The 13,908-nt window shown below is 63.2% G+C and carries 13 protein-coding genes; 10 read left to right on the top strand and 3 right to left on the bottom strand.

The window, feature by feature from the left end; genetic code table 11:
- Nucleotides 1-220: 220 nt before the first annotated feature.
- A complete protein-coding gene (locus tag ENZ74_RS06380; protein ID WP_024501408.1) occupies nucleotides 221-2,050 on the bottom strand; it encodes an ATP-binding protein in 1,830 nt (609 codons plus the stop codon).
- Nucleotides 2,051-2,204: 154 nt separating this feature from the next.
- On the opposite strand from ENZ74_RS06380, the gene ENZ74_RS06375 reads away from it, so the two are divergent.
- Genes ENZ74_RS06375 through ENZ74_RS06365 form a run of 3 tightly spaced genes read left to right on the top strand, consistent with a single transcriptional unit; the run spans nucleotide 2,205 to nucleotide 3,653 of the window.
- Nucleotides 2,205-2,768 carry an XRE family transcriptional regulator gene (locus ENZ74_RS06375; protein ID WP_027160588.1) on the top strand — a complete coding sequence of 188 codons (564 nt, stop codon included), beginning with the start codon at nucleotides 2,205-2,207 and terminating at the stop codon, nucleotides 2,766-2,768.
- Nucleotides 2,769-2,772: 4 nt separating this feature from the next.
- Nucleotides 2,773-3,081: a hypothetical protein gene (locus tag ENZ74_RS06370; protein WP_013531040.1), complete on the top strand. Its 309-nt coding sequence runs from the start codon at nucleotides 2,773-2,775 to the stop codon at nucleotides 3,079-3,081.
- A gap of 44 nt (nucleotides 3,082-3,125) precedes the next feature.
- On the top strand, nucleotides 3,126-3,653 hold the full coding sequence (locus tag ENZ74_RS06365; RefSeq protein WP_063170265.1) for a GNAT family N-acetyltransferase: 528 nt from the start codon (nucleotides 3,126-3,128) through the stop codon (nucleotides 3,651-3,653).
- Between the two features lie 4 nt (nucleotides 3,654-3,657).
- Here ENZ74_RS06365 and ENZ74_RS06360 read toward each other — a convergent pair whose 3' ends face one another.
- A complete protein-coding gene (locus ENZ74_RS06360; protein WP_024501405.1) occupies nucleotides 3,658-4,533 on the bottom strand; it encodes a LysR family transcriptional regulator in 876 nt (291 codons plus the stop codon).
- Between the two features lie 121 nt (nucleotides 4,534-4,654).
- Here ENZ74_RS06360 and ENZ74_RS06355 point away from each other — a divergent pair, with 121 nt between their 5' ends.
- Together ENZ74_RS06355 and ENZ74_RS06350 are read left to right on the top strand one after the other, a co-directional pair.
- Complete coding sequence (locus tag ENZ74_RS06355) at nucleotides 4,655-5,806, top strand: gamma-butyrobetaine dioxygenase (protein WP_063168273.1); 1,152 nt, start codon at nucleotides 4,655-4,657, stop codon at nucleotides 5,804-5,806.
- Nucleotides 5,803-6,393, top strand: coding sequence for an HD domain-containing protein (locus ENZ74_RS06350; RefSeq protein WP_063168272.1), 591 nt, complete (start codon nucleotides 5,803-5,805; stop codon nucleotides 6,391-6,393). Before ENZ74_RS06355 ends, ENZ74_RS06350 begins: the two co-directional genes overlap by 4 nt.
- 71 nt (nucleotides 6,394-6,464) lie before the next feature.
- On the opposite strand, the gene ENZ74_RS06345 is transcribed toward ENZ74_RS06350, so the two are convergent.
- Complete coding sequence (locus tag ENZ74_RS06345; RefSeq protein WP_063168271.1) at nucleotides 6,465-8,267, bottom strand: NAD(P)/FAD-dependent oxidoreductase; 1,803 nt, start codon at nucleotides 8,265-8,267, stop codon at nucleotides 6,465-6,467.
- Nucleotides 8,268-8,687: 420 nt separating this feature from the next.
- Here ENZ74_RS06345 and ENZ74_RS06340 point away from each other — a divergent pair, with 420 nt between their 5' ends.
- From ENZ74_RS06340 to ENZ74_RS06320, 5 genes are all read left to right on the top strand, one after another.
- A complete protein-coding gene (locus ENZ74_RS06340) occupies nucleotides 8,688-9,869 on the top strand; it encodes a DUF6600 domain-containing protein (RefSeq protein ID WP_063168270.1) in 1,182 nt (393 codons plus the stop codon).
- A gap of 257 nt (nucleotides 9,870-10,126) precedes the next feature.
- Complete coding sequence (locus ENZ74_RS06335; protein WP_082826477.1) at nucleotides 10,127-11,908, top strand: acetolactate synthase 3 large subunit; 1,782 nt, start codon at nucleotides 10,127-10,129, stop codon at nucleotides 11,906-11,908.
- An 85-nt stretch (nucleotides 11,909-11,993) separates the two neighbouring features.
- The gene (gene ilvN / locus ENZ74_RS06330) at nucleotides 11,994-12,566 is read left to right on the top strand and encodes an acetolactate synthase small subunit (RefSeq protein ID WP_013531048.1); all 573 of its coding nucleotides are present in this window, start codon (nucleotides 11,994-11,996) and stop codon (nucleotides 12,564-12,566) included.
- A gap of 132 nt (nucleotides 12,567-12,698) precedes the next feature.
- Complete coding sequence (locus tag ENZ74_RS06325) at nucleotides 12,699-13,295, top strand: LysE family translocator (protein ID WP_024501399.1); 597 nt, start codon at nucleotides 12,699-12,701, stop codon at nucleotides 13,293-13,295.
- 247 nt (nucleotides 13,296-13,542) lie between these two features.
- On the top strand, nucleotides 13,543-13,908 hold a 366-nt coding region (locus ENZ74_RS06320), incomplete at its 3' end, for a biotin/lipoyl-binding protein (protein ID WP_127312698.1).

The raw sequence follows: 13,908 nt of genomic DNA, 5'->3' as shown, positions 1-13,908 counted from the left end.
TAAAATCCCGTCCCTGAATTCGTGAGGCTGGCCGTCTGGCGCCGTTTTCTGCGCTTCCGATGCTCACGGACTCAAATGTCCGCTCCGCTTCGGTTCTCGAAAACAGCACCACCCGACTCAGCCTGACGAATTCCCTGACGGGATTTACCCAAGCGGTCCAGGCAGGGCGCGAGCTTAGCGCGGCTTCTCAATCGGCCGGCAGAACAGCCGGGTCGCAAGCTCAATCGTTTTGCGGGCGCAGGCCGAAGGTTGCGGGCTTGAGGCCGTAGCGCATGTCGAAATCGTCGTCCGATGGCGGGCGTGCGGCGGGTGGCTTGCGGTAGTCGGGGTCGCCGGCCTGGCGGCCTGAATCCACGACCTCGGCGAAGGCCATCGCCTGCTGCGTCGATTTCGGCACGTTGCGCAATCGTTCCACGATCGCCACCAGATCGACATCGTCGCCCGGCTTCGACGTGGCCTCTTCGCGTTTGGCGGTGCCGGGGAGCAGGTGGCTCGGCAGCTTTTCGAACTTCAGCCGCATGGTCGTCGCCACGCCTTCGCCGAAGGCGATGGCTTCGCGCTGGCCCATCGAGGACAGGAAGGCAAGCGTCGAGGCGGAAGAGTCGGCAATCGCCGAGCGGATGATCGCCTGGTCCTGCTCATTGGCAAGCCGCATGGCGAAGAAGGTCGAGCATTGCGACAGGATGGTCGGGTCGAGCTCGCCGGGGCGCTGGGTGACGACGCCGAGATAGCAGCCATATTTGCGGCCTTCCTTGGCAATGCGCGACAGCGCATGCCTGGTCGGCGCGAATCCGAGACGCGGGTCGGCCGGCATATAGCGGTGCGCCTCTTCGCACAAAAACAGAAGCTGCAGCTTGCCTTCGCTCCATAGAGCGAGATCGAAGGCCAGGCGCGCCAGCACCGAACAGACGGAATTGACCACTTCGGACGGCATGCCGGCCATCTCGAAGCAGGTCACGGGACGGCCATGATGCGGCACGCGGAAGATGTTGCCGATCGTCTCGTGGATGGTGTCCTCGATCAGGCGCGAGTTGAACATGAAGCGATAACGTGGATCGGCCGCCGCCGATTCGATGCGCGTCTTCAGCGATTTGAGCGTCGGGCGATCGGTCTTGCTTTCGAGCATGCCCATGCGCTCATCGATCTGCTTCAGCAGGTCGGCGATGCGGTAAGGCACTGGCGTATCGGCGGTCAGCGCATCGCTGCCGCGCCTGATATAGGAGCCCGAATTCGGGTTGCGGTAGAGATTCTTGGCGGCCGGGATCAGGTCGCGCAAGGCATCGATTTCTTCCGGCTCGGTCTCGCGGCCCCGGAACAGCACCTCGGCGAATTCCTCCAGCGTGAACATCCAGAACGGAAGATCCAAGGTTTTGGAATCGACCCTGACGCAGTATTCGGGCAGCGATGCCGCGAACTCGTTGTGCGGGTCGAGGATCAGGATGCGCAGATCCGGCCGTGCCGCGATCGACTTGCGCAGCAGCAGCGAAACGGCGGTGGATTTGCCGACGCCGGTCGTGCCGACAATGGCGAAGTGACGCGCCAGCGTATCGTCGATAGCGATGTTGGCGGCGATCGTCTCGTCCTGCGCGAGCGTGCCGATCGTGATCGAATGACGCCCGGCAAGGTCATAGACCGCCTGCAGGTCGCGGGTGCGGATGCGATGCGCAACGGCGCCGATATGCGGATAGGTGGTGATGCCGCGGTCGAAGACCGGTCTGGCGCCGGGCTCCGCACCGTCACGGACTTCGCCGATCAACTCGATGCTGACCTCGATGGCGTTCTGGCCCTCATTGCTCCAGGCGCGGTCCGACTTGCCGATCGCGTAGACAAGGCCGACGGTTCGCGTCGATCCGAGATTGATGGAAATCATCTTGCCGACTGTCCACAGGCCGGTCACCGCGCCGTCGGCATCGTCCGCATAGGCGCTGATGGTGGCGCGAGCGCCGTCGCATTGCACGACATTGCCGAGGATGCGCTTGTCGTTCTGCTCGGTCTGGCGGCGCTCCTGCGAGGTCGGTTCCCCCACGGAGGCTTCGCGTTCGACATACATGGACAGGCCAATCCCCATTTCCCTGGAGAGTCGATCCTACCCGAATGGGGTTAAGGCCCGATGAGGTCGGATGGTGTAGAGAGCATTAAGGGGCCTGTGAAAATTGTCGCAAGGCGGCTCTTCTCCGGCGTCAATATTTCACTATAATAGACATATGGATGATATAGCGAACGAAATTTCCTCGACGATAGGCCGCAGGATACACGCCGAAAGGGTCATGCGTGACTGGTCCCTGGCCGAACTGGCGGAGCATTCCGGCGTCTCGAAGGCGATGCTCAGCACGATCGAGCGAGGCAAGACCAGCCCGACGGCGGCGCTTCTGGTGCGCATCGCGTCGGCCTTCGGCATGACGCTGTCGACCTTGATCGCGCGCGCCGAGCTGCAGGGCGGCGGGCTGCTGCGCGAGGCCGACCAGCCGGTATGGCGCGATCCCGATACCGGCTATGTCAGGCGGCATCTTTCGCCGGCTGGCGATATGCCGCTGGAACTGATCAAGGTGCATCTGCCGGCGGGCGCCAGGGTCAGTTTTCCGGCTGCTTCATACGCCTTCATCAAGCAGCAGATATGGCTGATTTCCGGGCGGCTCGAATTCATCGAAGGCGATATGGCGCACAAGCTCGAGCCCGGCGACTGCCTGGCGCTTGGGGCGCCGTCGGACTGCACCTTCCATGCCCTGGAGCCCGGCGCCGACTATCTGGTCGCCCTGGTCAGAGGCTGACACAATGGCAAAGAGACCAAAGCGCTCCCACAATGGGGGGCCGCCTCTCGATGAGTACAAGGGCCCGCCATGGGGCACGGGCGATCCCTATATCTTCCTGGCCTGGCAGGCAGCGCACGCCAAGGCGTGGAAGGCGCCGAGCCACGAGGTCATGCTGTTGCGCATGGACAGAGCCGAGCGGCTTGGCCTGACCTACGAGGAGTACACGCTCGAGATTCTCGAGCGCGGGCGGCACCTCGGGCACGAAGATGCCGACCGCATCAGCGCCATCAAGGCGGCGCGAAAGCGTCGCCGCGCGCGCCATCTGGAGTGACGGCAATGCGCCCGCTTCTATCGCAATCACAGGATATCCCGCACATGAACTCGATCGAGATCGCAACCCTGACCCCGGCTGCCGAGACGCAGGACGGGCTGGCCGAATTGCTGGTCGCAACGGTGGCGGCAGGCGGTTCGGTCAGCTTCATGCATCCGTTGGCGCCGCAGGCGGCGAGGGGTTTCTGGGAGAAATCGCTGGCCGCGGCGGCAAGGGGCGAAAGAGCGATGCTTGGCGCCTGGGACGGCAAAAACCTGGTCGGCACCGTGACCTTGCTGCCCGACTGTCCGCCCAACCAGCCGCACCGGGCCGAGATCGCCAAGCTGATGACACGCACAGACTACCGGGGCAGGGGCGTGGGAACGCGCCTGATGCGGGCCGCCGAGAGCCTTGCGGTGGAGAAGGGCCGCACGCTGCTGGTTCTGGACACGGCAACCGAGGAGGGCGCCTCAGGCCTCTATGAGCGGTTGGGCTTCACGCTGGCCGGTGAGATACCGGACTATGCCCTGAAGCCGCATGGCGGGCTGACCGGCACGCTGATCTACTGGAAGCGGATCGGGCAAATCTCGTAACCAATCATGCCGGCGCGGAGAGGCGCGACAGCAACCACTGGCGGAAATCCTGCTCGGCGCCGGTTAGGCGCGCTGTCGACGCCTTGGTCAGAAAATGGCCCGATGTGCTGGAGAGTTCGAAGTCGGAAAGCCTGACCAGCGTCTTGCTGTCGAGCGCCGCATCGACCAGCGGCCGCGAGCCCAAAAGCACGCCGGCGCCGGCCTTGGCCGCTTCCATGGCGGCAACGAAGCTGTCGAAGCGGTGCGATCGCCTGGGATGGCCGGCCAGCCTGGCGGCAGCGAACCATTCCGCCCACATCTCGCGCGCGCCGGCAACCAGAAGCAGCGGCAAGGAGGTCCAGTCTGCGTCGCCGACCAGACCCGGAGCCGCCACCGGCACAAGCCGCTCGGCGGTCAGCCTGTCGGCTTCGCGGCCGGGGAAGGATCCGTTGCCGAAACGGATATCGAGCACCGAGCCTGGCAGGTCGTAATCGGTAGGGCGATGGATCGTCACCAGGTCGAGCTGGATGCGCGGCAGTGCCTTCGCGAGATCGGGCAGCGCCGGAACCAGCATCAGCAAGGCAAAGGAAATCGGCGCCCGGATGGTCACGGTCTGGACGGCGCGCGGCTCGAACAGTTCCGCGGTGCTGTTGCCGATGGTGGCGAAGGCCGACTGGATGTGGGGGAGGTAGGCTGCCCCCTCCGGCGACAGGGCGACGCCGCGCGCCAGCCGCGAAAACAAACGTGTCTTCAGCCGCTCCTCGAGAAAGCGGATGTGCTGGCTGACGGCCGCCTGGGTGAGGCCAAGCTCGGCTGCCGCCGCGGTGAAATTCGACAGCCGCGCCGCAGCCTCGAAACTGCGCAGCCAGTCGAGCGGCGGCAGGGGTGTGGTTCGAGACATTAGTATATCGTGGTCATTGGCCAAAAAAGGATAATTTGAATTATGCCTCTCGCGCGATCAACATGCAATCGAAACCCTGCGGATCAGCTGCGGGGGACGCAATGGACAGGAACGGATCTCCATGCTCACCCAGGCGCTGATCGGCGACGAAGGTAGAACAATCGAACTTGGCTGGAAGGACGGGTCGCGCAGCCGCTTTCACGCCATGTGGCTGCGCGACAATGCGCTGGACGACAAGACGCGCAGCGCCGGCAATGGCCAACGGCTGATCACCATCCTCGACATTCCCGCCGACACCAGGATCGGCGCGGCATCGCTCAAGGGCGGCGCCCTGGAAGTCAGCTTCGTGCCGGAGCAGAAAACAGTGAGTTTCCCGGCGGCATGGCTGAGTGCCAATGCCTATGATCGTGACGCGGCCCGCCAGCCCGGCTGGACAGACGAGGCCACCGTGCGATGGACCAAGGCCTCGATGCAGAATTCGGTGCCGCGCGCCGGCTATGCTGCGGCCAGCCATGATCGCGCTGTGCTGGGGCAATGGCTGTCGGCGGTGAAAGCCTATGGCTTTGCGGTGATGGACGATCTGCCGGCCGAATCCGGAGCGCTGTGCAAGGTGTCCGATCTGTTCGGCTATATCAGGGAGACCAATTACGGCCGCTGGTTCGAAGTGCGCGCCGAGGTCAATCCGAGCAATCTCGCCTACACCAATCTCGGGCTCCAGGCGCATACCGACAATCCCTATCGCGACCCCGTGCCGACGCTGCAGATCCTGTCCTGCATCGAGAATACGGTTGAGGGCGGCGAATCCAGCGTCGTCGACGGGTTTGCCGTCGCGGCTGCGCTGCAGGCTGAGAACCCGGAAGGCTTCCGGCTGCTGAGCTCATGCCCGGCGCGCTTCGAATATGCCGGCTCTTCCGGTGTGCGGCTGCAGGCGAAGCGGCCGATGATCGAGCTCGGGCCCGATGGCGAGCTGATCTGCATCCGCTTCAACAACCGCTCGCTGGCGCCGACGGTCGACGTGCCCTTCGCCGACATGGAGGCGTACTACGCCGCCTACCGCCGGTTCGCCGAACTGATCGAGGATCCATCCTTCGAAGTGACGTTCAAGCTCGAAGCGGGGCAGGCTTTCATCGTCGACAACACGCGCGTCATGCACGCCCGCAAGGCGTTTTCCGGAACCGGCAAGCGCTGGCTGCAGGGCTGTTACGCCGACAAGGATGGCCTGCTGTCGACGCTCGCGTCGATAGAACACGGGTTCAAGGAGGCGGCGGAATGAGCGGCCAGGATTTGAACGCGGACAATATCGTCGAATTCATTGCCGACATCTTCGAGCGCCGGGGTGCGGAATCCTACCTCGGCGAACCCGTCACCATGTCGGAGCACATGCTGCAGGGCGCCTGGTTCGCCGAAAAGGACGGCGCGCCGGACGAGCTGGTGGCGGCGGCGCTGCTGCACGACATTGGCCATTACACCAGCGAGTTCGGCACCTATTCGCCCGAGGATGTCGAGGACAAGCATCATGACGAAGCCGGCGGCGAAGTGCTGGCGCCGTTCTTTCCACCTGTCATCGTCGAATGCGTCAGGCTGCATGTCGCCGCCAAGCGCTATCTCTGCGCCACCGATCCGACCTATTTCGGCAGGCTGTCGCCGGCCTCGGTGCATACGCTGTCGCTGCAGGGCGGGCCGATGAATGCCGAGGAGGTGGCCGAGTTCCGCAAGAACCCGTTCCATGAGGAAGCGGTCCGGGTCCGCATCTGGGACGAGAGCGGCAAGATTGCCAACATGAAGACGCGGACGTTTCGCGATTACGTGCCGCTGTTGCAGCGGGTGGTGACGCAGTTCGCGGCGGGTAAGCCGGCGTAATTCCCTCAAAGGAAGGAGGCAGGGTGCAAGCCCTGCCTTCTTTCTTCCGGCTTCGCCGGAATCGCGCTCGCCTACCCCTTGTGATGCACCTGCTGCAGCCCGTAGACCGGCGTCGCCAAGCCGGCCTGCCTGGCCTTCAGCTGCAGCGCCAGGAATTGTGAATAGTGGCGTGACTGGTGCAGGTTGCCGCCGTGAAACCACAGCGCTTCCTGCTGTGTAGGCTTCCACATGTTGCGCAACTCGCCTTCCCAGGGGCCGGGATCCTTGGTGGTGTTCGAGCCGAGGCCCCAGCATTTGCCGACCTTGTCGGCGGTTTCGCGCGATATCAGATCGGCGGCCCAGCCGTTCATCGAGCCGTAGCCGGTGGCGTAGACGATGAGGTCCGCAGGCAGTTCCGACCCGTCGCTGAGCAGGACCGAGTGCTGCTTGATCTCTTCGACGTCGACGCCACTCTTCAGCTTGATCGAACCATCGATGACCAACTGCGATGCGCCAACATCGATGTAATAGCCAGAGCCGCGCCTGAGGTACTTCATGAACAGGCCGGACTCGTCGTCGCCCCAGTCGAGCATGAAACCGGCCTTTTCCAGTCCCTTGTAGAATGCCGCATCGCGTTTCTTCATCTCGGCATAGGCCGGGATCTGGAACTCGTGCAGGATCTTGTAGGGCAGCGAAGCGAAGATGAGATCGGCCTTGGCGGTGGTGATGCCATTCTGCAGCGCCTGCTCCGAATAGAGCGAACCCAGTCCGATTTCCATCAACGTGTCGGACCTGGAGATATGGGTACTCGAGCGCTGCACCATGGTCACGTCGGCGCCGGCTTCCCAAAGTGCGGCAGCGATGTCATGGGCGGAATTGTTGGATCCGATGACAACGGCCTTTTTGCCGGCATAGGCGTCGGGACCCGGATGCTTCGACGAGTGGTGCTGATCGCCCCTGAAGGTCTCCATGCCCTTGAATTTCGGCAGATTGGCTTTGCCGGACTGTCCGGTCGCCAGCACCAGTTGCTTCGGCTTCAGCGTGATGTCCTTGCCGTCACGGTGGACGACAACGGTCCATTCCTTCGTCTTGTCGTCATAGGAAGCGCTTTTGGCCTCGGTCGAGGACCAGTAATTCAGCTCCATTACCTTGGTGTACATTTCCAGCCAGTCGCCGATCTTGTCCTTGGGCGAGAAGACCGGCCAGTTCTTGGGGAAATCGATATAGGGCAGATGGTCGTACCAGACCGGGTCATGCAGGCAGAGCGACTTGTAGCGCTTGCGCCAGCTGTCGCCGGCACGCTCGTTCTTCTCGATGATGATGGTCGGCACGCCAAGCTGCCGCAGCCGCGCGCCGAGCGCGATACCGCCCTGGCCGCCACCGATGATCACCGTATAGGGCTGCGTCTTGAAGCCGAGCTCGGCGGCTTCCCTCTCGCGCTCTTCCTTCCATGTCGGACGGTTCTTGCCCGAGCCGTGCCTGGCGCCCATCGGCCGCGCGAAGCCTGCCGGCTCCTCGTGGCCTTTCAGTTCGGCCATGGTGGTCAGCAGCGTCCAGATCTTGCCGTTCTTCAGCCTGATATGGCCGAAGCCGCGTGCCGCCTCCGTCTCGAAGCTGATCCAGCCCTCGATCAGTTCGCCGCTCTCGGTCGCGTCCTCGCCCTTGGCGATGGCGAAGTGCGATGGCCTGGTGTTCGACAACTGGCTTTTCAGCATGTCGCGGACCTGGTCGCGGCCTTCCATGGTCTTGATGTTCCAGGTGAAGGTAACGAGGTCGCGCCAGTAGCAATCTTCTTGAAAGCAATCGACCGCCTTCTCGATGTCATCGGCAGCAAGCGCGGCGCCGAACTGGTCGAGTACGTCAGACAGTTTCTTGCTAGAGGGCTTGTCGAGCATCAGGTTTCCTCCCGTGAAATCCAGATCGTCATGGTGATGGCTCCGACGGGCTTGCCGCCGGACGATCAAGTATCGTCAGAGATGGCGGCCCTCGTCACGCCCCACCATAGTTTCCAGCGGTTTCAATGGTTTATTCGCAAAATGGGATCACCCGGCGGTTTCGCAATCGCCCGGGCGCCGGAAACGACCGTCCCATTTGTGAATGCCGCGCCGGTCGCGCAAAGTTGATGGTCAAATGCCGCAATGCGGTCACCGGGGCCGATGACAACCGATCGGTGAGAAGCCGGGAAGCGGTGGCGGGCAGCAGGGCGGTTCCCGGGATTTTCTGGATGCGGAACTCTGGAGCCCGTTATGATTATCATATCCTTTTTCCAAGCGTCTTCACGCCACTCTCTCGGCCGGCGTGGACGTGCTGCAGCAATGGCCGCGGTCATGGCCTTGAGTGCGACGCTGACCGGCCCGCTGATGCTGCCCGGAACACAGGCGCATGCGGCGGAAATTTCCGTCACCGTCCGCGAAAGGCTTTCGAACTATGGCGGATGGCGAACCTCCAGCCGCTTCGGCGATGTCTGGGTTCCCTCGGTGCATACCCAATGGCGGCCCTACACCGAAGGCAGGTGGGTCTGGACTGACAATGGCTGGTACTGGCAGTCCACCGAGCCATTCGGCGATGTCGTCTATCACTATGGCCGCTGGGCGTATGATCCCGATTTCGGCTGGGTGTGGATCGCCGGCGATCAATGGGCGCCAGCCTGGGTGGTCTGGCGTCAGGGCGGCAATGATGTCGGCTGGGCTCCGGCGCCGCCCGACGTCGGTGCCGCCTTCGACGACGCCTGGTGGTGTTTCGTGCCGGTGGCGGCGATCGGCGCGGTGGATCTGGTCAGGGTGGTGCGGCCGGTTCAGGAGAACGTCGTCATCGTGCGCAACACGACATTCATCAACCAGACGGTCGTGGTCAACAATGCGCCACGCGTGCGGCTTGGCAACCAGGTGGTTGCAATCAATGCCGGACCCCGGCTGCAGCAACTCCCGAAGCCCGTCATGGAATCGATCAAGGCGGCAAAACTGGTTCCTCCGCTCAAAGGCGTGTTTGCCAGTGCACGTCTCGATGCTTCCAGGGGCGCCGAAATCAAGAAGCTTGCCGGCAATGCAATGCCTGCCGCCAAGGCGGCCAATGGGAACGGGCAAATCGTGGCGGGCCATGGCCCCAAGATTGCGAGCGGCGACAAGGCCACGTCTCCGAGCGCTGTGACAGCGAGCAATCCAGCCGTCGTGAAGCCTGGCAACACTGTGCGCAAGCGGATGGCCGCCGGCAACGGCGCGAAGGCCGATGCGCTCAAGCTGCATGCCGACAGGACCGCGGGCGATGGACGTATCGTCGTCAAATCGTCGGCCAAACCGGGTTCGGCCAAGCCGGTCTCGGGGCAGCGTCCTGCACGCGGTGCCGGACAACAGAAGCCGCATCAGCAGGCGATGGCAATGCACATGCCCCAGCACCATGGCCCGGCAAGGGTGGCACCTCACCATCCGCCAGCGAAGATGCAGGCGAGGAAGGTGTCCAGATGCGATCCGCGCGTTTCCCGCTGCAAGGCGCCGCGCTGATCGCCTCAATCGCGCCGGCACGCTGTGCGCGCCGGCGCGATTTTTCCCGTTGACAGGTCGCCTTGCCCGCCCTTAGTGTCCGCCACCATGAAAACAGCACTCATTCTCGTAGGAAAGCGCGTGGGCAAGGCGGTGTAACCGCCGGGCGAAAACCCCCCATGCGCAAGACACAGGCTCCCTCGGGGGCCTTTTTTATTGCCTGAAACACGACTAAACGACCAGCAAACGCCCAATGGCGACAGTACGGGACCAGACCGATGAGCAACGGACAGAACGAGCGGCGCGAGATGACGGGCGCCGAAATGGTGGTGCAGGCGCTGAAGGACAATGGCGTCAAGCATGTCTTCGGCTATCCCGGCGGCGCTGTCCTTCCGATCTATGACGAGATTTTTCAGCAAGACGAGGTCGAGCACATACTGGTGCGCCATGAGCAGGGCGCCGGCCATGCGGCGGAAGGCTATGCGCGTTCGACCGGTAAGGCCGGCGTGATGCTGGTGACCTCCGGCCCGGGCGCCACCAATGCGGTGACGCCGCTGCAGGACGCGTTGATGGATTCGATCCCGCTGGTCTGCCTGACCGGGCAGGTGCCGACCTCGCTGATCGGCTCGGACGCTTTTCAGGAATGCGATACGGTCGGCATCACGCGCCCCTGCACCAAGCACAACTGGCTGGTGAAGGACGTCAACGAGCTCGCCGCCACCATCCACGAGGCCTTTCATGTCGCGACCACCGGCCGTCCCGGTCCGGTCGTCGTCGACATCCCGAAGGATGTGCAGTTCGCCAAGGGATTCTATGTCCCGCCGCAGATCGCGCCACGCACCAGCTACCAGCCAAAGGTCCAGGGCGACCTGGAGAAGATCAAGGCGGCGGTCGAGTTGATGGCGGGCGCCAAGAAGCCGATCATCTACAGCGGCGGCGGCGTCATCAACTCCGGCCCGGAAGCGAGCCATCTGTTGCGCGAACTGGTCGATCTCACCGGTTTCCCGATCACCTCGACGCTGATGGGCCTCGGCGCCTATCCGGCATCGGGCAAGAACTGGATGGGCATGCTCGGCATGCACGGCACCTATGAAGCCAACATGGCCATGCATGATTGCGACGTGATGATCTGCATCGGCGCGCGCTTCGACGACCGCATCACCGGCCGGCTGACCGCCTTCTCGCCGAACTCGAAGAAGATCCACATCGACATCGATCCGTCGTCGATCAACAAGAACGTCCACACCGAGGTGCCGATCATCGGCGATGTCGGCCGGGTGCTGGAGGATATGGTGCGGCTGTGGCGGGCGAGCGCCAAGGCCGACAAGAAGGCGCTCTACCCCTGGTGGGAGCAGATCGCCAAATGGCGTGCGCGCGACTCGCTCGCCTACAAGATGAACAACGACGTGATCATGCCGCAATACGCCATCGAGCGGCTCTACGAACTGACCAAGGGCATGGACACCTACATCACCACCGAGGTCGGCCAGCACCAGATGTGGGCGGCGCAGCACTATCGTTTCGAGAAGCCGAACCGCTGGATGACGTCGGGCGGGCTGGGCACGATGGGTTATGGCCTGCCGGCAGCACTCGGCGTGCAGATCGCGCATCCCGACGCTTTGGTCATCGACATTGCCGGCGACGCCTCGGTGCAGATGACGATGCAGGAGATGAGCGCGGCGGTGCAGCACAATGCGCCGATCAAGATCTTCATCCTCAACAACCAGTATATGGGCATGGTGCGGCAGTGGCAGCAGTTGCTGCACGGCAACCGGCTGTCGCATTCCTATACCGAGGCGATGCCGGACTTCGTCAAGCTGGCCGAGGCCTATGGCGGCCACGGCATTCGCTGCGAAAAGCCGGACGAGCTGGACGACGCGATCAAGGAGATGATCTCGGTCAGGAAGCCGGTGCTGTTCGATTGCCGCGTGGCGACGCTCGCCAACTGCTTCCCGATGATCCCGTCGGGCAAGGCGCATAACGAGATGCTGTTGCCCGACGAGGCGACCGACGAGGCGGTGGCCAATGCCATCGACGCCAAGGGCAGGGAACTGGTGTAGCCGGCAGAACCAAGGCAGGGCTGTCGCGAGAAAGCCCTGCGCAAACAAAGAATTAGCTCAAGAGCTTGAAATCGAGATTCATGTCATGAACGCACAGCTACAACCGACCGGTTCGGCCTATTTTATCGCCAAGGAAACGGAAAAGCCGGAAAACCACACGCTTTCCGTGCTGGTCGACAATGAGCCGGGCGTGCTTGCCCGGGTCATCGGCCTATTTTCCGGGCGCGGCTACAACATCGAGAGCCTGACCGTCTCCGAGACCGAGCATGAAAAACACCTGTCGCGCATCACCATCGTGACGCGCGGCACGCCGCATGTGCTGGAGCAGATCAAGCACCAGCTGGAGCGCATCGTGCCGGTGCACCGCGTCGTCGACCTGACCGTGCGTTCGCATGAATCCGGCCAGGAGCGGCCGCTGGAACGCGAACTGGCGCTGGTCAAGGTCGCCGGCATCGGCGAGGCCCGGGTCGAGGCGCTGCGGCTGGCCGATGCGTTCCGCGCCAGCGTCATCGACGCCAACACCGAGCATTTCATCTTCGAGATCACCGGCAAGGGCTCCAAGATCGATCAGTTCATCGCCATCATGAAGCCGCTCGGCCTGGTCGAAATCTGCCGCACCGGCGTGGCGGCGTTGAACCGCGGCCCGCAGGCGATGTAGGCCTTCGGTGCTGGCGCCGGGCGCGCCAGCCAGCTTCCACAGTGAGGCTTCTGGCCCCGCTGTGGGCCGTCCGTGGGCCTTTGCGGGTTGCCTAGAAAAGACAACGATCCTGACTTGTCGGGGAGGATATCCATGTCGCTTGACGCTTTCCTTGCCCTGCTTGTCTACGCCTTGGTGACTTCGATCACGCCGGGGCCGAACAATCTCATGCTTCTGGCATCGGGCGTGAATTTCGGCATCGTCAGAACCGTTCCGCACATGCTTGGCATCAGCATGGGTTTCCTCGTGCTGCTGCTTGCCGTCGGTCTTGGCCTTGGCGCTGTGTTGACGGCGTTTCCGGCGCTGCATACCGCGCTCAAGATCGCCGGCGGCGCCTATCTTTTGTACCTCGCCTGGAAGATCGCCATGTCGCGCACGCTGACCGGCAAGGGCGAGACGAAGGCGCGGCCGATGCGCTTCATCGAGGCGGCTGCATTCCAGTGGGTCAATCCCAAGGCGTGGGTGATGGCGATCACCGCCATGGCCGTCTATGCCAATGCCGAGCACCCGTTCCTGTCGGTGGTGTTGATCGCTGTGGCCTTCACCATCGTCAATTTGCCGAGCGTCTCGGTGTGGGCTGGGTTCGGCACCGCGCTGCGCGGTTTCCTGTCGGACCCGGTACGGCTGAAATGGTTCAACATCGCCATGGGCGTGCTGCTGGCGGCGACGCTTTGGCCGATGCTCAAATAGGTCGAGACGCGCACATTCTGGTCGTCTCAGGCCGGAAGGCGATGGCTCGCAAGCCGTCGGATGGGGATTCAGCCCGTGTTGCACATCCATTGTGCAGTGCACATTAAATCTTCGTAATGCCGTGTTTTGGCCCTTTTCCGACAAAGGCGCGTCCTATCTATTCGGCGAAATCGCGGCAACGGGCCGTGATTTGCGCTAGAGTAGAACCATCGGACCACGACGTGTCGGGTGGAGAGGGCCTTTGACCATGCGTGGAAAAGTCGTTCTTTCGTTGCTTGCCGTCGCCTGTGCGGGCGCGGCCTGGCTCTATGTGTCTCCGGACGCGCTGAGCAAGGCTCAGCAGCTCATCGGCGCAAAGCAGGTCGCTGCCGCGGACAAATCGGCAACCGGCAAGCCGGCAGCGGGCGACAAGGCGGCAGGTGGCGGCGGTGCCGCCCGCTCGGCTTCCATCCTCTCGGCCGTCGCCTCGACAGCCGATTTCCCGATCCGGCGTTATGCGATCGGCTTCGTCTCGTCTCCCGCCGTCGTCAACATCAACGCGCGGGTGTCCAGCCAGATCGTCTCGATCGACGTCAAGGATGGGCAGATGGTCAGGGTCGGCGACGTTCTGTTC

It is taken from the genome of Mesorhizobium sp. M7A.F.Ca.CA.002.15.2.1 (assembly GCF_003998715.1).
GTDB lineage: Bacteria > Pseudomonadota > Alphaproteobacteria > Rhizobiales > Rhizobiaceae > Mesorhizobium > Mesorhizobium ciceri.
Note: the sequence above shows the minus strand (reverse complement) of the source record. Positions and strands in the feature narration are given on the sequence as shown.